Source organism: Borborobacter xinjiangensis (assembly GCF_047739745.1).
GTDB lineage: Bacteria > Pseudomonadota > Alphaproteobacteria > Rhizobiales > Rhizobiaceae > Pseudaminobacter.
This window is the reverse complement of record NZ_JBLLVA010000002.1, coordinates 352,839-367,358: the sequence shown is the minus strand read 5'-3', so window position 1 is coordinate 367,358 and position 14,520 is coordinate 352,839. Positions and strand designations below refer to the sequence as shown.

Below are 14,520 nucleotides of genomic sequence, written 5' to 3'. Positions count from 1 at the left end.
TGCAAAGACTGCCATGAACGGTGTAGACCTTTCCGATGCCGCCGCAAAGCGGATCGCAAAGATCGTTGCCGGAGAACCCGGGAAGATAGCATTGCGCGTCTCGGTCGAAGGAGGCGGCTGTTCCGGCTTCTCATACAAATTCGACCTTGTCGACAAGCGCAATGACGACGACATCGCCATAGAAAAGGCCGGCGCGACCGTGCTGATCGACGATGTGTCGCTCGTCTATATGGGCGGCTCCGTAATCGACTTCGTCGACGATCTGATGGGCCAGTCATTTCAGGTCCGCAACCCGAACGCCGTGGCGTCCTGCGGCTGCGGTACGAGCTTCTCCATCTAACCAACTGCTACCGCGCCGGGTCCCTCAAGCAAGCTCCGGCTTTGCCGATCAAGCTTCCGCCGCCATCGCGGCCTCCTTGGCGCTGGTATTGTCGACCGTCGCGCCATTGAAGTAGGCATTGAGCAGCACGGCAGAAATCGAAGCCAGCAGGATGCCCGACTCGATCAGCGGGTGGATGGCATGTGGCAGCCACATCTTGAACTCGGGCGCTACCATCGGGATCATTCCGAAGCCAATCGACACCGCCACGATGAACAGATTGTTGCGGCTGGTCTTGAAATCCACCTTTGCCAGGATGCGGATGCCGGTAGCCGCCACCATCCCGAACATGACCAGCCCCGCGCCGCCAAGCACGAAGATAGGCAGCGCCTCAACGAGGGCGCCCATCTTCGGGACAAGGCCGAGCCCAATCATGATCAGGCCGCCCGCCACACACACGAACCGGCTCTTCACGCCCGTCACACCCACGAGTCCGACATTTTGCGAAAAGCTCGTATAGGGGAAGGTGTTGAAGATACCGCCGATCACGGTTCCCAGCCCATCAGTGCGAAGGCCGGCAGACAGCATCGGCTGGGTGATATGCTTATCCGTCATTTCGCCCAGCGCGAGGAACATGCCGGTCGATTCGATCATCACCACGATCATCACCAGCGTCATGGTGACGATCAGAACCGGATCAAAGATGGGCGCGCCGAAGCGGAAGGGCTCGATCACCGCAAACCATTCGGCAGACGCGACCTTGTCGAAATGCATCATTCCGAATGATGCGGCGACAATGCCGCCAACGACGATGCCGAGCAGCACCGCGATATTGGCGAAGAAACCATGCGACGTGCGCGCAATCAGCAGGATGACCACCAGCACCAGCGCCGAAATCGCGATATGTGACAGGGGCGCATAGGCGGCATTTTGCATTTTCGGCGCAAGCGCCAGCCCCTCAGGCAGCGGCGGCAAGGTCGAGCCGGCGGCGCCGGAGAGATCCTTCACGGCCGACAGCCATGCAGCATGCTCGGGATTGACGATCAAGGGCGCGGTCGGCCCGACCGGATTGCCGAAAATCCAGTTGATGCCGATCCGCATGAGCGTCACGCCGATCACCAGGATGATTGTGCCGGTCACGACCGGCGGAAAATAGCGAAGCATGCGGCTGACCAAGGGTGCCATGACCATGGCGATGACGCCGGCGCCGATGATCGCTCCGAAGATCATGCGCGCGCCGTCGACGCCTGGATTGGCATTAGCCATCGCAACCATCGGCCCGACGGCGGCAAACGTCACCCCCATCATGACCGGCAGCTTGATGCCGAACCATTGGGTTGCGCCGTAAGCCTGGATCAGCGTAACAAGACCACATACGAAGAGGTCGGCAGAGATCAGGAATGCCACCTGCTCGGCATCGAGCTGTAGCGCACGCCCGACGATCAGCGGCACGGCAATGGCGCCGGCATACATGACCAGCACATGCTGAATGCCGAGTGCCGCAAGCCTTCCGAATGGAAGGACCTGGTCGCAAGGATGTACGGTGGATGACATTGGCTGGCTCCTCCCTCTGTCATATTCCTGCGGCAGGTTCCCGGTGCGGCAGGGTGGTTGAGGATGGCGTTTCCGAGTTTGCGGCGCTATCAAGAATTGTTTGAAGGACTCAAGAGATTTTCGTGAAGATTGTTACCTGGAACATCAATGGCGTCAAAGCCCGCCTCGGCAACCTGCTGACCTGGTTGAAGGCCAGCGATCCCGATATCGTCTGCCTGCAGGAGATCAAGTCGGTCGACGACCAGTTCCCGCGCGCCGAGATCGAAGCGCTCGGCTATCATGTCGAAACGCACGGCCAGAAGGGTTTCAACGGCGTCGCCATCCTTTCGAAAATCCGCTTTGACGAAGTCAATCGGGGCCTTCCCGGCGATGATGGAGACGAACAGGCGCGTTTCATCGAGGGTGTATTCTCGACCGACCAAGGCGTGCTTCGCGTCGTCTCCCTCTACCTGCCCAACGGCAATCCGATCGACACCGAGAAATTTTCCTACAAGCTGTCCTGGATGACGCGGCTCGAAAAATGGGCGGAACAGCGACTGCTGCTGGAGGAGCCGCTGCTGCTGTGCGGCGACTATAACGTCATCCCCGAACCGATCGATGCCCGCAATCCGGAAGCCTGGCTCGACGACGCCCTGTTCCAGCCGGAGAGCCGCCAGGCATTCCGGCGCCTCCTGAACCTTGGCTTCACCGAGGCTATTCGCGCTGTCACCGATGCTCCCGATACCTACACTTTCTGGGACTACCAAGCAGGTGCCTGGCAGAAAAACAACGGCATCCGCATTGATTTCCTGCTGCTATCGCCGGAAGCCGCGAACCGATTTGCTTCCGCGTCGATCGAAAAACATGTGCGGGCATGGGAAAAGCCGTCCGATCACGTTCCCGTGGCGGCGGAACTCGGATTCGAGGCGGCTTAAGCGTTAATCGTGGCGCGATAATGGAGAACGCGCTAAAATTCAGCGATGCGGATGGCTTCATCCTGCCTGCTCGCCATCGCGATGCTCGCCTCGTCGCACATCGCCGCTGTCGCCGATTGCCAGTGTCTTGCCAACGGCCGCAAATATCATCACGGAGAGGTCGCTTGCCTGAAACTGCCGACGGGCGACCAGTTGGCGCGTTGCGATATGGTGCTCAACAACTCGGCCTGGAAAAAGGTCTCGGACGGCTGCCCGCAAGCGGAGGCGGTGCGATCCTCACAGGCGCCGCCCGGATATCGTAGCGGGTTAACCGCCCCAATCGCAGCGCCGCTGCAGGTGACTGTCAAGAAAGGCTAAAGCGCTCGCTGAATTGGGAAAGCTCCCCCTCGCGATCTCGCATAAAGCGGAAGCCCGCTCCTAGCCGCCCTCGCCCTTGGTCAGGATGTCCTGGGCCAATGCTATGGCGGTCCGGCGGTCCGCCTCGGCGGCGAGCGCAAAGGCCTCCTCCTGCATATTGCGGATCCAGGGCTGGTCAGCAGGTGCTGCACGTTCAAGTGCTGCCGTCATCATGGCCAGGCCGCGAACCACTTTGCCGGATTGGAACAGCATATTGCCAAGGGTGGCCTGCGCGCCGGCATGGCCTTTTTCGGCGGCGAGCTGGAACCATCGGCCTGCCTGGCGCACGCTTGCCTTCACGCCGCCTTCACCCTTCAGGAACATCTTGCCCATTTCGAACTGGGCGTTCGGATTGCGGTAAGTGGCCGCGGCGCGCATATAATATTCCTGCGCGGCCACGGTGTCGGCCCGCACCGGACTGTCCGGAATGCCTCTTTTCAGATAGCCACCGAGCGCCACCAGCGCGTCGGATACGTAGCTTTCCTCGGGACTGCCGACCTCGACATCCTGCTCTACGATCTCGTTGAAGAACTTGAACGCCTCGAAGTCGTTGCGGGGCACGCCATCGCCTTCGGCATACATGCGCGCAAGCTTCCACGTCGCGCCGATCTGGCCGTTTTCCGCAGCATAGCGATAGGCTTCGACAGCCTGGTCCTTGTGGCCGCTCTTGTAAGCGGTGAAACCGAACTGGAACACCGCCCAGGGATTGGACTCAGCTTTCACCTCGCCCTTGTCGTCGAACACCTTGTCGTCGAAAGCCGATGCGCCCCCGACAGTGCCGAGGGTCGCGGCCGCGACGAGGGCCGAAAGGATCGTTGTTCTCACGGCGTCAAATGTCCGCATAGCAGTGTGTTTCTTTCGCCCCGCCCGGATGCGTCACGGCACCATGGCGGGCAGGCCCGACCGATTGTCCATATTTCCAGATTGCGCCGGACTGATAATCAGTCTCACGCGGTTTCCATTTTTTCGCGCGGGCGGCCAGTTCCTTGTCGGAAAGCGCCACCTCCAGCGTGCCTTCCTCGGCATCTATGGTGATCACATCACCGTCTTCGAGAAGGCCGATCGGACCGCCCACCGCCGCTTCCGGGCCGACATGGCCGATACAGAAGCCGCGCGTGGCGCCCGAAAAACGCCCATCGGTGATCAGGGCCACCTTGGAGCCCATGCCTTGACCATAAAGCGCGGCAGTCGTCGACAGCATTTCGCGCATGCCGGGGCCGCCCCTGGGGCCCTCATAGCGGATGACGAGAACCTCGCCTTCCCTGTACTCACGCTTGGCCACTGCCTCGAAACATTCCTCTTCCGAATCGAAGCAACGCGCCGGACCCGAAAACTGCAACGCCGACATGCCTGCCACCTTCACGATCGCGCCATCCGGGGCCAGGTTGCCCCTGAGGCCGACAACGCCACCAGTCGCAGTGATCGGCTTATTGGCCGGGCGCACCACGTCCTGATGTTCGTTCCAGGTAACGTGCTCCATATTTTCGGCCAAAGTGCGGCCGGTTACAGTAAGACAATCGCCATGAAGATAGCCGTGGTCGAGCATCGTCTTCATCAAGAGCGGAATGCCGCCGACCTCGAACATGTCCTTGGCTACGTATTTCCCGCCAGGCTTCAGGTCGGCGATGTAGGGCGTGCGGGCAAAAATCTCGGCGACGTCGAACAGATCAAACTCAATGCCGCATTCATGCGCAATCGCCGGCAGATGCAGCGCCGCATTGGTCGAGCCGCCGGTGGCCGACACGACAGCCGCCGCATTTTCCAGCGCCTTGCGGGTGACAATGTCGCGCGGGCGGATGTTCTTGGCGATCAGTTCCATGACCTTTTCGCCGGAGGCGAAATTGAAACGATCGCGCATCTCGTAGGATGCTGGAGCGCCGCACGAATAAGGCAACGCCAACCCGATCGCCTCGGCGACCGTGGCCATCGTGTTCGCGGTGAACTGCGCCCCGCAGGAGCCGGCCGAGGGACAGGCCACCTGCTCGATCTCGAGCAGGTCCTCGTCCGATATCGATCCGACGGAATGCTGGCCGACGGCCTCGAACACGTCCTGAACGGTTATCTGGCGCCCGCGATAGCTGCCGGGCAGGATCGAGCCGCCATAGATGAAGATCGATGGCACGTTGAGCCGTACCATCGCCATCATCATGCCCGGCAGGGACTTGTCGCAACCGGCGAGCCCCACCAGAGCGTCATAGCAGTGACCGCGCATGGTCAGTTCGACGGAATCGGCGATCACCTCGCGCGAAACCAGCGAGGACTTCATGCCCTGATGGCCCATCGCGATGCCGTCGGTGACCGTTATGGTGCAGAATTCCCGCGGCGTGCCGTTGGCGGCGGCAACGCCCTTCTTGACCGCTTGGGCCTGCCGCATCAGCGAAATATTGCAGGGGGCCGCCTCGTTCCAGCAACTGGCCACGCCCACCAGAGGCTGCGCGATCTCGGCGGCCGACAGACCCATGGCATAGAGATAGGAACGGTGTGGCGCACGCGCCGGCCCTTCGGTCACATGACGGCTTGGAAGCTTCGCCTTTGAGATTACCTTGGAGTCCATTCTTTCCCCAACCGCGTCGAACGCGGCATCTGCACCGGCGCCGCCATAGCGCGCCTCGTACCCTTCGAGGTGCTCTGCGTTTATGGCGGCATCGGGGCGGATTGTGCCCGCCCTCTTGTAGCTCATTGCTTCCTAAAGGAGTGTTGCAGAATCGTCACAAATCAGCAGCAGACGTAAACCATCGCGAAATGCTCGGAACATTCTGCGAGATGTTACGGAGCCGAACAGAAAAAGCCGCCCCCGCAGGAACGGCTTCCTTAAGTTCATCTGACAAGGCGTGTTAGAATCTGACCTTGATAGCGCCTGAAACCGCGGTAACCAGGTCGTTTCCGAAGCTGTAACTCACTGCATTGGCCGGGTCGCCACCGGTAAAGCTGGACTCTCCGCTGGTCCAGAGTCCAAGCGATCCGCCAAGCCGAACCTCAACATGTTCGTTTGGCTTGTAGGAGCCGCCCACAGCGAAATTCCAGAGATCCGTTTGGTAACCGGACGACGTCGAGGTGCCCCGGTCCCACGTTACTGACACAGCGCCGGAAAGCGTATCGGTGAAGCTGTGGCCGATGCCGCCCGTAACCGTCCAGCCGTCGCGATAAAGCGGGTCGAAGCTGGTGGTCCTCGACACGGCGCCGGTCACCGGATTGATCACGCCGTTGATCGGGATGATCCCGAGCTTGCTCCACTCCTGCCACTTGACCGAACCGAAGGCGAGCCAGCCAGGCGCGATTCCGCTCTGCACCTTGAGTTCCAATGCCTGGGGAACTTCTGTCGAGGCCGATACGGGGAAGACGCCGAGAAACGCGCCATTCGATGGGCCCGTCGGCCCCACGGCAAAGCCGGTGGTGTTCACTGTTCCGCTGAGATTATCGTACTTGTATCGTGAACTGTAGACCAAACTGGCGCGGAATGCGATTTCGGGAATCTCGTACGCTACACCCGCACGCCAACTGACCGCCTCATCCGACAGGGCGAACACCCCAAGGCCCGGATTGTGCAAAACCAATGGCGGTAGTCCACCTGGCCGGGGAAGCGCGAAGGTCTGCAAGGTCTCGCGCGATTGGAACGCCTCGACTTCTTGGTATGAAACGCCACCGATCAGGCGAAAGCTGCCTTTCTCAAGCGGAATTTTGTACGAACAAGTGAGGCCCAGATCGCGGGTATCGACCTTGAACTCCACACTCGTCGGAGAATAGGCTTTGCCTCTCCCGTAGTCGGCATCGGCACCGTATGGCTCGGTGTAGGTCGCCAAGCAATCGACGGGTTCAAAAACATTGGCCTTTATGCCGAAACGCGGCACCGTATAGCTGTCGTCGACCTTGACGCGGGCCGTCGCCGCCCCGGAGCCATCTAGCCGCCGCACATTCTCCAACTCCCTGTGCGGGGCGACATGCGTTACGCCCGCCTCGGTCGCGAACCGGCTCTCGTCAAACAATAGGTCGATATTGACGCCGCCACGGTCGAAGCCGCCGGCATTCGCCAAGGATGTCATGGTCGTAGCCAGCGCCAGTGTGGCGCAGCCGGCCCCCAGCAGCGACTTCAGACACAAAGCATTCATGGAGTTCGTCTCCCCCGGAAAAACACTGAGGTACAAGCTAGAGCGATTTGAGGGACGTCGCGCAACTGCCATTTTGCGCCCCGCGCTTCCTGGAAGTCGGCGCACGATTCGGAGTTGTACCCTCGCTTCGCGGAGGCCCCAAAAATGCCCTGATTGAGAGCGCGAAAGATCGAAACTCCAGCCGAAAATAGACGGCAAAAGCCGCAAATCAGGCATTTCCGCGCCTGACCAGCCCGAATGTCACATTATGGCAACAATGGATCAAAAAATGGGCACGGCAGAAGTGTGACGCTACGTCAAGCTCACTTTTCGGCAGAAAACAGCCGGTGAAATGCCATTCAGAATCAGCCAAACGACGTAGCGGACGGAATGCGTACCGCTAAACAATCTCATCCAAAGCGCCGGAGCGCCCCGCCACCAATCAGCCGCGCGCCTCACCCTGCGTCGCGAAGCCGGGCCAGCGCGACGTTCAGCTTCTCTTGCGTCTCCTGATAGTCGGAGAGTTTTTCGCGTTCGGCAGCGACGATCTCGGCGGCCGCATTGGCGACGAACTTGTCGTTCGACAGTTTCTTGTGAATGCGCGCGACCTCTTCGGTGACCTTCGCCAGCTCCTTTTGCAAGCGGGCAGCCTCGGCTTCGAGATTGATCAGGCTGCCAAGCGGCAGGCATGCCGTCGCTTCACCGATGACGATCTGTGCCGATCCCTTCGGAGCAGTTTCTGCAAAACTGACCGCCTCGATGCGCGCCAGACGCCGGACCGCCGAATCGTGGCGCTGGAATCGCTCGCGCGTCAGCGCATTGGCATCCACCACCACCAGAGGCGCCATTGCAGCCGGTGGCACGTTCATTTCTGAACGCAGCGAGCGGATGCCGGACACAAGATCAACCAGCCAGTTGATCTCCGCGGCCGCTTCCGCATCCTCGAAGGACGGTTCCGGCCAGGCCGCGTGACACAGGAGCGTCGAGCGCTCCTGCCCTTCGCCCGCCGTGAGGGCCCACAGTTCCTCGGTCATGAACGGCATGAACGGATGCAGCAGCTTGTAAATTTCGTCCAGCACAAAGGCCGCGACGGCACGGCTCTCGACCTTGGCTTCTTCATCCTCGCCCATGAAAACGGGCTTCAGCAGTTCGAGGTACCAATCGCAGAACAGGTTCCAGACGAACCTGTACGCAGCCCCGGCCGCCTCGTTGAAGCGGTAGGTGGTGAGCCCTTCCGTCACCTCGCTTGTGGCGCGCGACAATTCCGTGAGAATCCAGCGGTTGACGGTGAGCTTGGCGTCCTGCAGCCAGAATTCGTCATTGCGCGCAACGCCGTTCATTTGTGCGAAGCGTGTGGCGTTCCACAGCTTGGTGCCGAAGTTGCGGTAGCCGGCGATGCGGGCGGGGTCGAGCTTCACGTCCCTGCCCTGCGCGGCCATGATCGAAAGCGTGAAGCGAAGCGCATCCGCCCCATATTCGTCGATCAGCTCCAGCGGGTCGATGACGTTGCCTTTCGACTTCGACATCTTCGCGCCGTGCTTGTCGCGCACCAGCGCATGCACATAGACGGTGTGAAACGGCTCCTCGTCCATGAAGTGCAGGCCCATCATCATCATGCGGGCAACCCAGAAGAAGATGATGTCGAAGCCGGTCACCAGGACATCGGTCTGGTAATAGGTCTTCAATTCCGGCGTCTTGTCCGGCCAGCCGAGCGTCGAGAACGGCCAGAGCGCGGACGAAAACCAGGTATCGAGCACGTCTTCGTCGCGGGTGAGGATTTCTCCCGGCTTGAAGTTCTCAAGCTTGTCCTCGACCCAGGCCTTCCAGGGACCGGGATTGGCAAGGTAGTGCTCGACCGCAGCGTCGAGCGCCGCCTCTTCCGTCTTGGCCACGAATATGTGCCCGTCGGGCCCGTACCATGCAGGAATCTGATGTCCCCACCAGAGCTGGCGTGAAATGCACCAGGGCTGGATGTTCTCCATCCAGTCGAAATAGGTCTTTTCCCAGTTCTTCGGCACGAAGTTCGTGCGGCCGTCACGCACCGACGCGATAGCGGGTCGGGCAAGTTCGGCGGCATTGACATACCACTGATCGGTGAGGAACGGCTCGATCGGCACGCCGCTGCGGTCGCCATGCGGAACAGCATGACGGTGAGGCTCGATCTTGTCGAGGAAACTGCCTTCCTCCATGATCTGGATGACCAGCTTGCGCGCATCGAAACGATCCAGCCCATGAAGCTGGTTCCACAGGTTTTCGAGCGCCGGCGTCTTCTCGATGCCTTCGGCAAACTCGTCATTGTCATTGATGTTGATGGCGCCTGAGGCGGTCAGCACATTGATTGCCGGCAGCTTGTGGCGCTTGCCGACTTCGAAATCGTTGAAATCATGGGCCGGAGTGATCTTGACCGCTCCGGTTCCTTTTTCCGGATCGGAATATTCATCGGCGACGACAGGAATGCGCCTGCCGACAATCGGCAGAACGACTTGCTTGCCGACGAGGTGTTTGTAGCGATCGTCGTCGGGATGAACCGCGACGCCCGTATCGCCGAGCATGGTTTCTGGCCGCGTCGTCGCAACGGTGATGAATGTCGCCGGATTTTCCGGGTCGTAGGCGACATCCGCGACGGGATAGCGGAAGTGCCACAAATTGCCGTTGATTTCGTGCTGCTCGACCTCAAGGTCGGAAATAGCCGTCAGCAGCTTGGGGTCCCAGTTCACAAGGCGCTTGTCCTTGTAGATCAGCCCATCATTGTAGAGCGTGACGAAGACTTCGAGGACAGCCTGGGACAGGCCCTCGTCCATGGTAAAGCGCTCGCGGCTCCAGTCGCAGGATGCACCGAGCCGCTTCAACTGGTTGAAAATCGCCCCACCGGACTCGGCCTTCCACTCCCAGATTTTTTCGACAAAATCTTCACGGGTGAGATCGCGGCGATGGACCTGCTTTTCCATGAGCCGGCGCTCGACAACCATCTGCGTGGCGATGCCGGCATGGTCCATGCCCGGTTGCCACAACACGTTCTTGCCGCGCATGCGCTCGAACCGCACAAGAATGTCTTGCAAAGTGTTGTTGAGCGCATGGCCCATATGCAACGAGCCGGTGACGTTGGGCGGCGGAATGACAATCGCGAAGGCATCGGCGCCCGGCTTCGAGCCCGCGCCGGCGCGAAAAGCTTCCGCTTCCTCCCAGCGCTTTGCGATTTTCGGCTCGACGGTCTGGGCGTCGTATGTCTTCTCAAGCATGGGAAATTCGATCCGTATGTCCGGAATTTGGTCGTTTGGGTGTAAATCGGAAGCATTAGGCCGAGTCAACCGCGCCAAGCTCTCCGGGGCGATCCTGCGACCGATATGCGGCTCATTTGAGAAGCGGCAACATAAAACAAAAGGCCCGCCGGAAGCGGCGAGCCTTTCGGGAAATCAGGCCGAACCGGCCCTCGATCAGTCGTCGCGATAGACCTTCTCGCGACGTTCATGCCGCTCCTGCGCTTCTATCGACAAGGTCGCGATCGGCCGCGCGTCCAAGCGCTTGATCGCGATCGGCTCGCCGGTTTCCTCGCAGAACCCGTAGGTGCCCTCGTCGATGCGCTGTAGCGCTGAGTCGATCTTAGAGATCAGCTTGCGCTGCCGGTCGCGTGCCCGCAGTTCGATTGAACGGTCCGTCTCGGAAGAGGCCCGATCGGCAAGATCGGGGTGATTGGCATTTTCTTGTTGGAGGATTTCGAGAGTTTCGCGCGCCTCGCGCAGAATGTCATTTTTCCAAGTGACCAGCTTGTGTCGGAAGTAGGCCTTTTGCCGATCGTTCATAAACGGCTCATCTTCCGTGGGAACGTAATCAGCGTCAACGAGCTCGTTCATTTCGACTCACCCCATTAACTCGTTTTTGGCGCCTATATATTCACCGGCCTTCGAGCGCACAAGCTCATTTGACACATCGCTCACGCAATTGTCAGTAGAAACACGAACACCGGTTCGCGCGACTGGCCGAGGAGCTCGCCGCCCCTGCAGCGGTTGCGCTCACCCGCCGCCATCGATAAATCCTTGCAGAGAGAACGGCCGGGTGGGAGCCGTTCCGAGGGGGCATTGGCGTATGAGCAGGCTCTTCCTTCTACGACACGCAAAGGCCGGATGGGCATCGCCGGGTATGCGCGACTTCGATCGTCCGCTTGACGAGTCGGGTGTCAGGGATGCGGAAGCGGTCGGCTTTGCGATGCGCGTCCATGGATACGTTCCCAGCCTCAGCCTCTGTTCCAACGCAATAAGGGCACGCCAGACGCTGGAGGGCATTGCCGCCATCGCCGACACGGGCCGGGTCGTCTATCTCGATAGTCTCTACAGCGAAGATGCGTCGGGCTACCTGAAGATCATTTGGGAATCGAGCTCGGCCGGCTCGCTTTTGGTCATCGGCCACAATCCAATGATGGAAGACCTCGCAATGGCGCTGGCAAGCGATGGTGATACTGCTGCTCGCGCAACGCTGAATGCCGGCTTTCCGACATCGGGCCTGGCGGTCATCAGCTTTCAGGGAGGGCTTGCGAACGCCGTTCCGGGCAACGGCTTCCTGGACGCATTCCTGACACCGGCTGGATAGGAGCGCCGCCATTTCAAATCCGGTCGGGATTGCCTATATCCGGAACTGTAATGGGCCAAGGGGAAGCGTTTGGCGTCTCTGACGACTTTCACCGACGAGGCGCGGATCGCGCTTGACACGATTTCGGAACGCGCAGCGGGGCTCTTTTCACCCTCGGTGCGCGTCGGTGTCACTGGCCTTTCTCGCGCAGGCAAGACGGTTTTCATCTCCGCTTTCGTGCACAACCTTATCCATGGCGGGCGCCTGCCGCTGTTCGACGCCCAGAAGTCCGGGCGCATCGCCCGCGCCTTTCTGGAAGAGCAGCCGGACGATGCGGTGCCGCGCTTTCAATACGAGGACCACATCGCCGCGCTGGTGAACGAGCGCACATGGCCGGATTCCACAAGAGCGATTTCTGAACTGCGCCTGACGATTGAGTATGAATCGGCCTCGGGCTGGAACCGGCTGCTTTCAAGCGGCAGGCTGTCTGTGGATATTGTCGATTATCCGGGCGAATGGCTGCTCGACCTGCCCCTGCTTGGCAAATCCTTTCAGGAGTTCTCACAGGCTTCCTTCGAAATGGCCGAATTGCCAGCGCGATACGATCTTTCGCGCGTATGGCGCGAGCTTGCACGCTCCGTCGATCCGAATGCCGACGCCGACGAGATGAAGGCGCGCAGCCTGTTTGAAAGTTTTGCCGCTTACCTGAAGGCCTGCAAGCTCGACGACCGAGCCTTGTCGACCCTGCCGCCGGGGCGCTTCCTGATGCCGGGCGATCTGGAAGGCTCGCCCGCACTGACCTTCGCACCATTGCCCGGACTTTCCCGCACTCCCCGGCCGGGCTCACTGCAGGCGATGATGGAGCGGCGCTACGAGGCCTATAAGACCCATGTGGTCAAGCCGTTCTTCCGCGAGCACATAGCACGGCTCGACCGCCAGATCGTGCTGATCGACGCCATGCAGGCGCTCAACGCCGGCGCAGGCGCCATCACTGACCTCGAACACGCCGTGACCGAGATACTCGGCTGCTTCCGCCCCGGTCGCGGAAGCCTGTTGACCGGCCTCTTCGCACGACGCATTGATCGCATACTGGTCGCCGCCACCAAGGCCGACCACCTGCATCACGAAAGCCACGACCGCCTTCAGGCGATCGTCAGGCGGCTGACGCAACGCGCCGCCGCGCGTGCTAATCTGTCGGGCGCCGAAGTCGACGTTCTGGCCATGGCAGCCGTCCGCGCAACGCGCGAGGGAACCGTCAAGCAAGGACGCGAGACGCTGCCGGTCATTATCGGCACACCGCTGCAGGGCGAGACCATAGGCACGCAAACATTCGACGGAAAAACCGAAACCGCTATATTCCCTGGTGACTTACCTGCGAAAGCCGATCTGGTTTTTGAAGGCGGAACCGGCAAGTTCCTCTCGGACAGGAGCGACCCCACCATACGTTTTGTGCGCTTCCGTCCGCCGAAACTCGAACGCACAGCGGAGGGAGTGACGCTTTCGCTGCCCCATATCCGCCTTGATCGGGCTTTGCAGTTCCTGATCGGAGATCATCTCGCATGAGTGGCCCCCGCAAGCCTGCTGCCTTCCGCATTGAGCCGGAAAGCGACAAGACGCCGCCCGATGCACCTCGCAAGCCGCGCGCGATCAACGCCGAGATCGCGATCGTGACACCAGCGGAAATCGACGTCTTCGAAGAAACAGACATCGTGGCGGATGAGCCGCCACCGGCGACGCCCTCAAGACGAGGCTCGAAGCTTGGCGCCATCTTCCTCGGTGCGGCCGGCATTCTCGTGTCCCTCGCCATCGGCCTTTGGACCGACCGGCTGGTGCGCGACCTGTTTCAGCGCGCCGATTGGCTGGGCTGGCTGGCGGTCGGCGTGGCAGTAATCGCAGCGGCGGCTCTTGCAATCATTCTGCTGCGGGAAATGCTGGCGCTTCGGCGGCTGGCCTCCGTCGAGGCCTTGAGGAACAAGGCCGCCGATGCCATGGCTCACGACGATCCGAAGGCAGCGCGTTCCGTCGCCGATGAGCTTTCCGCGCTGGTAGCACAACAGCCGGAAACCGCCGCTGGACGCCGGGCTCTGGCGGACCTGCGTGACGATATCATCGACGGGGCGGATCTCGTTCGCCTGGCCGAAACCGAGATCCTGGCCCCGCTCGACCAGCGCGCCAAGATACTCATTCTCGACGCGGCCAAGCGGGTTTCGCTGGTGACGGCTGTCAGCCCCCGCGCGCTCGTCGATATCGCCTACGTGCTTTTTGAAGCTGGCCGACTGATTCGTCGCCTGTCGGAACTCTATGGTGGGCGACCTGGCACCCTCGGTTTCTTCCGCCTCGCTCGCAGCGTGCTGGCCCATCTGGCGGTCACCGGATCGATTGCCGTCGGCGACAGCTTCGTGCATCAGATCGTCGGTCACGGCCTCGCCGCCCGCCTTTCGGCCAAGTTGGGGGAAGGCGTGGTCAACGGCATGATGACGGCGAGGATAGGCATCGCTGCCATGGAAACCGTGCGTCCCCTACCCTTTGCCGCGTTGAAGCGCCCGGGAATGGCGGATTTCCTGTCGGCGCTCACCTCGTTCGCGGCAAGGAAGGCGCCAAAAGCAACAGAGGCCAAGCGCCGGACCGATACGTGAAAGCAGTAGCACGTCTGGACGCCCAAAGTGACGAAGCATTAACCAATCTTGTT

Annotated in this window: 12 protein-coding genes; 6 read left to right on the top strand and 6 right to left on the bottom strand. The window is 60.8% G+C overall.

Features of this window, described 5'->3' with window-relative positions:
• Nucleotides 1-13: 13 nt before the first annotated feature.
• Entirely contained in the window at nt 14-340 is a 327-nt protein-coding gene (erpA, locus tag ACLKMW_RS04080) for an iron-sulfur cluster insertion protein ErpA (protein ID WP_415723194.1), read from the top strand.
• A 48-nt stretch (nt 341-388) separates the two neighbouring features.
• Here erpA and ACLKMW_RS04075 read toward each other — a convergent pair whose 3' ends face one another.
• A complete protein-coding gene (locus tag ACLKMW_RS04075) occupies nt 389-1,873 on the bottom strand; it encodes a nucleobase:cation symporter-2 family protein (RefSeq protein ID WP_415723092.1) in 1,485 nt (494 codons plus the stop codon).
• A 122-nt stretch (nt 1,874-1,995) separates the two neighbouring features.
• Between ACLKMW_RS04075 and xth the strand changes: the two genes are divergently transcribed.
• Nucleotides 1,996-2,787, top strand: a complete 792-nt coding sequence (gene xth / locus ACLKMW_RS04070) for an exodeoxyribonuclease III (protein ID WP_415723091.1) — start codon at nt 1,996-1,998, stop codon at nt 2,785-2,787.
• A 51-nt stretch (nt 2,788-2,838) separates the two neighbouring features.
• The gene (locus ACLKMW_RS04065; protein WP_415723090.1) at nt 2,839-3,144 is read left to right on the top strand and encodes a hypothetical protein; all 306 of its coding nucleotides are present in this window, start codon (nt 2,839-2,841) and stop codon (nt 3,142-3,144) included.
• A gap of 60 nt (nt 3,145-3,204) precedes the next feature.
• Here ACLKMW_RS04065 and ACLKMW_RS04060 read toward each other — a convergent pair whose 3' ends face one another.
• From ACLKMW_RS04060 to dksA, 5 genes are all read right to left on the bottom strand, one after another.
• Entirely contained in the window at nt 3,205-4,026 is an 822-nt protein-coding gene (locus tag ACLKMW_RS04060) for a tetratricopeptide repeat protein (RefSeq protein WP_415723089.1), read from the bottom strand.
• Nucleotides 4,013-5,737, bottom strand: coding sequence for a dihydroxy-acid dehydratase (gene ilvD, locus ACLKMW_RS04055; RefSeq protein WP_415723193.1), 1,725 nt, complete (start codon nt 5,735-5,737; stop codon nt 4,013-4,015). The genes ACLKMW_RS04060 and ilvD overlap by 14 nt, the downstream gene beginning before the upstream one ends.
• Nucleotides 5,738-6,017: 280 nt before the next feature.
• Nucleotides 6,018-7,505 carry an outer membrane protein transport protein gene (locus ACLKMW_RS04050; RefSeq protein ID WP_415723088.1) on the bottom strand — a complete coding sequence of 496 codons (1,488 nt, stop codon included), beginning with the start codon at nt 7,503-7,505 and terminating at the stop codon, nt 6,018-6,020.
• Nucleotides 7,506-7,723: 218 nt separating this feature from the next.
• The gene (locus ACLKMW_RS04045) at nt 7,724-10,507 is read right to left on the bottom strand and encodes a valine--tRNA ligase (RefSeq protein ID WP_415723087.1); all 2,784 of its coding nucleotides are present in this window, start codon (nt 10,505-10,507) and stop codon (nt 7,724-7,726) included.
• A gap of 195 nt (nt 10,508-10,702) precedes the next feature.
• Nucleotides 10,703-11,119 (bottom strand): RNA polymerase-binding protein DksA, encoded by a 417-nt coding sequence (dksA, locus tag ACLKMW_RS04040; protein WP_415723086.1) that lies wholly within the window; start codon nt 11,117-11,119, stop codon nt 10,703-10,705.
• Nucleotides 11,120-11,351: 232 nt separating this feature from the next.
• On the opposite strand from dksA, the gene ACLKMW_RS04035 reads away from it, so the two are divergent.
• From ACLKMW_RS04035 to ACLKMW_RS04025, 3 genes are all read left to right on the top strand, one after another.
• Nucleotides 11,352-11,852, top strand: a complete 501-nt coding sequence (locus ACLKMW_RS04035) for a SixA phosphatase family protein (RefSeq protein ID WP_415723085.1) — start codon at nt 11,352-11,354, stop codon at nt 11,850-11,852.
• 69 nt (nt 11,853-11,921) lie between these two features.
• Nucleotides 11,922-13,394, top strand: a complete 1,473-nt coding sequence (locus ACLKMW_RS04030; RefSeq protein WP_415723084.1) for a YcjX family GTP-binding protein — start codon at nt 11,922-11,924, stop codon at nt 13,392-13,394.
• Nucleotides 13,391-14,467 (top strand): YcjF family protein, encoded by a 1,077-nt coding sequence (locus ACLKMW_RS04025; RefSeq protein ID WP_415723083.1) that lies wholly within the window; start codon nt 13,391-13,393, stop codon nt 14,465-14,467. The genes ACLKMW_RS04030 and ACLKMW_RS04025 overlap by 4 nt, the downstream gene beginning before the upstream one ends.
• Nucleotides 14,468-14,520: the final 53 nt, after the last annotated feature.